The sequence below is a fragment of the Candidatus Dependentiae bacterium genome (assembly GCA_018266175.1).
Lineage (GTDB): Bacteria > Babelota > Babeliae > Babelales > RVW-14 > JAFEAY01.
Genome location: JAFEAY010000005.1, coordinates 1 through 4,503 on the forward strand (window position 1 = coordinate 1; position 4,503 = coordinate 4,503).

Consider the following 4,503-nt stretch of genomic DNA (forward strand, 5'->3'; position numbering starts at 1 on the left):
CAACAAGCTCAGCTTAAAGCATCACTTGCTGTTAATAGCGAATTAATTCAACTTTACTGGGATATTGGCAAATCAATTGTCGAGAAGCAGGAACAAGAAGGTTGGAAAGCGCAGATAATAGAAAAATTGTGTAAAGACCTGCAAAATGCTTTTCCTGGAATACAAGGGTTTTCACGCACAAACATATTTAGAATGCGATCTTTTTACCTAGTCTATGCAAGAATCCCACAAGCCGTGGGACTCTTAAACGAGCTCCCAATCAGCAAAATCCCATGGGGGCACAATGTTCTTTTAATAGAAAAAATTAAAGATCTACAAGAACGCCTATGGTATGCCCAGCAAGTTATAGAAAATGGTCTTAGTAGAGCTTCGCTCGAAGCATGGATTAAATCAAAAGCATATAAACGGCATGGCAAAGCTATTACAAACTTTGCGGATAAACTACCAGAGCCTCAATCCAGGCTTGCTCAAGAAGTACTTAAAGATCCCTATGATTTTGATTTTCTCAGACTCGATGCTAATTATCGAGAGCTTGATCTCGAACAAGGGCTTATCGATAATATTCAAAAATTGCTTTTAGAACTTGGTAAGGGCTTTGCTTTTATCGGCCGACAGTACCATCTAGAAATCGAAGGAGAAGATTATTATCTTGATCTTCTATTTTACCACATCAAGCTGCGCTGCTTTTGCGTGGTAGAGCTGAAAAATACCAAATTTAAACCTGAATATGCAGGGAAACTTAACTTTTACATCTCAGCGGTCGATGATCTTTTAAAGCACAAAGACGATAATCCTTCCATCGGAATCCTGCTCTGTAATGATGAAAGAAAACTTACGATTGAATACGCTTTGCGAGATATTAATAAGCCAATAGGCGTTTCGGGGTACTTGATAAAAATTGTAGAATCGCTCCCTAAAAAATTGCAAAGCAGCCTGCCAACTATTGAAGATATTGAAGCCGAATTAACACCTGCTCTCCAGAAAAAACCTAAAAAAACAGCTGTAAAACAACGTACATCTAAAAAAGTTCATCGATAGGCTTACGGCCATGGCAAGCCTATTTCTCTTTGAGGATAACGCGTTTTACTGCCTTTTTTCTTTGCAAGTTTTTCTTTTTTCACATTTTGGTCAATTGCAAGATGAACAGAAAAAATCTGCGACTCTTTTCTGTTCATCGTATATTTTACAATTATAAATGAGTGAATTTTTATGAAGAGCAAGAAAATAATCTTTTATGCGCCACTACTATTCGTAGCAATTTTTATTTTCGGGCACGTTGTGCCGAACATTATCGAATCAGATGATATTTGTAATGTTGAAAATTATGTAGTGAGTGGGCAGGGACGTCCGATTGTCATTTTTGATATCGATAATACATTGCTTCACCCTCAAGAGATTATGGCACGTGTTGAGTGTGTCATCGCTCGCAGAGATCAGATCATGAAATCTGGTTTAGATATGGAAGCTGCCTATGACAAAGTATTACCAGCTTATTTTGCTGCTTTGCAAAAAACAGCGGTTACTCTTGTGGATGAAAAATCGGTTGACTTTATCAAACAGTTGCAAAGCAGAGGAATTATCATTATTGCAATGACCGCGCGCTCTTTAGAATTTGAGGAATCGACCCTACGACAGCTTGACTCTGTCGGTATTAATTTTTGCGCCACTGCTCCAATACTCAAAAAAGATCTAAGTTCTGAGGGACTTAATGAACCAATAAGTTTTAAAAATGGGATCATCTTTGCAGGTGGTACCAATGATAAAGGTGCTGTTCTTGAGCGATTTTTACAACAAGCAGAGCTTATCCCTGACAGGGGCAAGATTATTTTGGTTGGTGAAAAAGAGCTTGCTCCAGATAAGATTCAGATTATTTTAATTGACGATAAAGAAAAAAATTTGATTGATGGCCAGCGTAAAGCAATCGAACTAGGTATTCCATTTACAGGAATACGCTATTCAAAGCTTGATCTCGAAGTACAACGCTTCAATGCAGATCCCGCTATGCAAGCGTTTGTTTTGGAAGCATCAAATTATTATGACCTATCAGAAAAGGGGAAAATTTGAACTTAAGAAAAATAATCTTAATAGCTTCCCTTATCGCTATGCACCACAATGCTGGCCCAGCAATGCAACAAAGCTTAATTACTATTCAAACCAACGAAAAGCCAATCATTTATACCACCCGCATAAATGACACAACCTTTTTTGCCATAAAACCACATGTATGCAAAATCAAAAATGGCCAAACACCTTCTCGACAAGAGCTGTTAAAGCGTTTTACCCCGGAACACCACGCATGGTACGCTGATGGCTGCAATAATTCTGAGCTTAACACGCTTATTGATGCCTTTATTACGCATATACAAGAGCAGATATTTTCTAAGACTCCAAAAAAAGAAAAACCATTTCTTGCCATTTTTGATATTGATGAAACGGTATTAACCCAATATGGAACACTGTTTCGACTTGTCAAAAATGACGTTGAAAATAACACCCAAACAGAGCATTCGATGACAACGCTTACACCATCATTTAGATATCTTGACCCAATAACACCAATGCTTAAACTGTATCAATTTTTTATTGAGCGAGGATGCAAGATTGCATTTATTACCAACCGACCAGATACAGAACAACATCGGAGTCTTACCATCACACAATTGAACGATTTTGGGTATACTGCATATGACGAATTACATCTTCGCGCTCAAAGCCAAACAGGATCAACAGGACAGTACAAAGAATTACTGCGCAGTCAGCTTGCAGATACTTATGATATTGTTGCAATAATTGACGATAATCATGAAAACCTTCAAGGAAAACATCTAGGAGTAGCAGTTCTGTGGGTTCCCTCGCTATTAGCTCAATATGATGCTGAAGTAACATTTTTCGAACAAATGTTTTTACAAGACTAAGTTAAAATCGAAAAGAGTTCGCGGAGAGCATGCTTTTTTAGCCTCTTCATACAGCACTTGTATATGACAGTAAATTCTGCTTCATGATGTTTATAAAGGCTTGATCCATCCTACATTTCTCCTCGCTACAAAGCACCAGGCAAATTACAAATTTTCTTGTCAAATGAGGATCCATCAAGTAAAATTTTTTATGTACTTCGTTAAAAAAAAGATGAAAAAATGAACCTAAGAAGTATTGTCTTAATAACCTCACTTGTTGCCATTCACTACACTGTAGATTTTATTTTTTGAGATTTGTTATGCGAAAGGTTTTGGAAATGTTTGCGCAAAGGAGATCTGTGATTATAGAGGTTGTGCTATTTTTTATACTCTTCATGATCGCACATACGTGCGAAGTTTATATCAAAGAATACACAGCGTTGCGCGATTATTACGTCCTAGGGTTATTGGTGAGGTTGTTGATATGGACTTTGCCTGTTGTTTTATTAACACTCAAACAAAATTCCTTACGTTATTTGAAGCTCGACAAAAATATTGTAAGAGGTGTCATGATTGGCCTGATTGCTGGGTTGGTGCTGTTTGCTCTACGTAGCCTGATTATTTATTTTATGCATGGTTCTATCAAGATGAATCTTAGCATTCCAGTGGGAACTTGGCTGAACGTGATACTTTTTGTTGGATTAAGTGAGGAAGTTGTGTTTAGGGGTTATTTGCTGCAAAAGATTGAATCGATTTCTACTTTTTGGACCGCTAATCTGATAAGCGCTTTTCTTTTTTTTATCATGCACTTACCAGTCTTTTTCATCGTAAGACACGTGGGTGCTTTCGAGCTGCTCAATGAATTCAGGTCTATGATGATGATGGGACTCCTGCTAGGTTATCTATTCAAAAAATCAAATTCTTTATGGCCTTGTTTGATTGTTCATTCGATCAATAATTTTATGTGTACCGTCATTAATTAAAGGGCATGTACTAGAATCATACAGATGGCTGGAAGGCCTATGATGGATTGATTCTTAATGGATATACACATCATCGCGTACACCATTCTCACAATGAATTTGCACGAGGTAAGAACCATGTCAACGGTATCGAATCGTTCTGGAGCTTTGCTAAACGTAGGCTTGCTAAATTTAATGGAGTTGCGTCTCATAAGTTCAATTTACATTTGAAGGAGTGTGAATTTCGTTTTAATTATCGTCACGATAATTTGTATGATAAAATGTTAGAAGTTATTCGTAAATTTTAAGGTCTTGCTAGTCAAGAGCCATGTTTTTACAAGACTAAGTTAAAATCGAAAAGAGTTCGCGGAGAGAATGCTTATTTTAGCCTCTTCATACAGCACTTGTATGCTTGATAAATTAACAGTAAACTCTGCTTCATGGTTCCTGAATGTGTTTATGAGGGTGAGCCATTTAATTTCAGCAAAAACAGAGCTCGCAGTAATGCGGGCTTTTTTCTTGGAAACCATTTAATCTTTCAATATGGTCATATATGATTACTGCTATGAAAAGCAAACAGACTACATTTGAAAGATTATAAAATGAACACAAAAAAGAAAAAGATCAGGAGCGCTACAGATTATGCA

Annotated in this window: 4 protein-coding genes and 1 pseudogene; all 5 read left to right on the plus strand. The window is 37.1% G+C overall.

Translation table 11 applies throughout. The features are described 5' to 3' along the window. Positions 1–1,038 (plus strand): DUF1016 family protein (locus JST56_02060; GenBank protein ID MBS1987754.1); only part of this gene is annotated, 1,038 nt, incomplete at its 5' end. Positions 1,039–1,209: 171 nt separating this feature from the next. Continuing rightward, complete coding sequence (locus JST56_02065) at positions 1,210–2,064, plus strand: DUF2608 domain-containing protein (protein ID MBS1987755.1); 855 nt, start codon at positions 1,210–1,212, stop codon at positions 2,062–2,064. Next, positions 2,061–2,915: a hypothetical protein gene (locus tag JST56_02070; protein ID MBS1987756.1), complete on the plus strand. Its 855-nt coding sequence runs from the start codon at positions 2,061–2,063 to the stop codon at positions 2,913–2,915. Before JST56_02065 ends, JST56_02070 begins: the two co-directional genes overlap by 4 nt. A 338-nt stretch (positions 2,916–3,253) precedes the next feature. Beyond that, positions 3,254–3,877, plus strand: coding sequence for a CPBP family intramembrane metalloprotease (locus JST56_02075; GenBank protein MBS1987757.1), 624 nt, complete (start codon positions 3,254–3,256; stop codon positions 3,875–3,877). 17 nt (positions 3,878–3,894) lie between these two features. Further along, a pseudogene (locus JST56_02080) lies at positions 3,895–4,164 on the plus strand (IS1595 family transposase). The last annotated feature ends 339 nt before the right edge of the window (positions 4,165–4,503 follow it).

Coding starts and splice junctions, on each gene's coding strand:
- JST56_02065 (MBS1987755.1), top strand. CDS start 1,210: ATGAAGAGCAAGAAAATAATCTTTTATGCGCCACTACTATTCGTAGCA.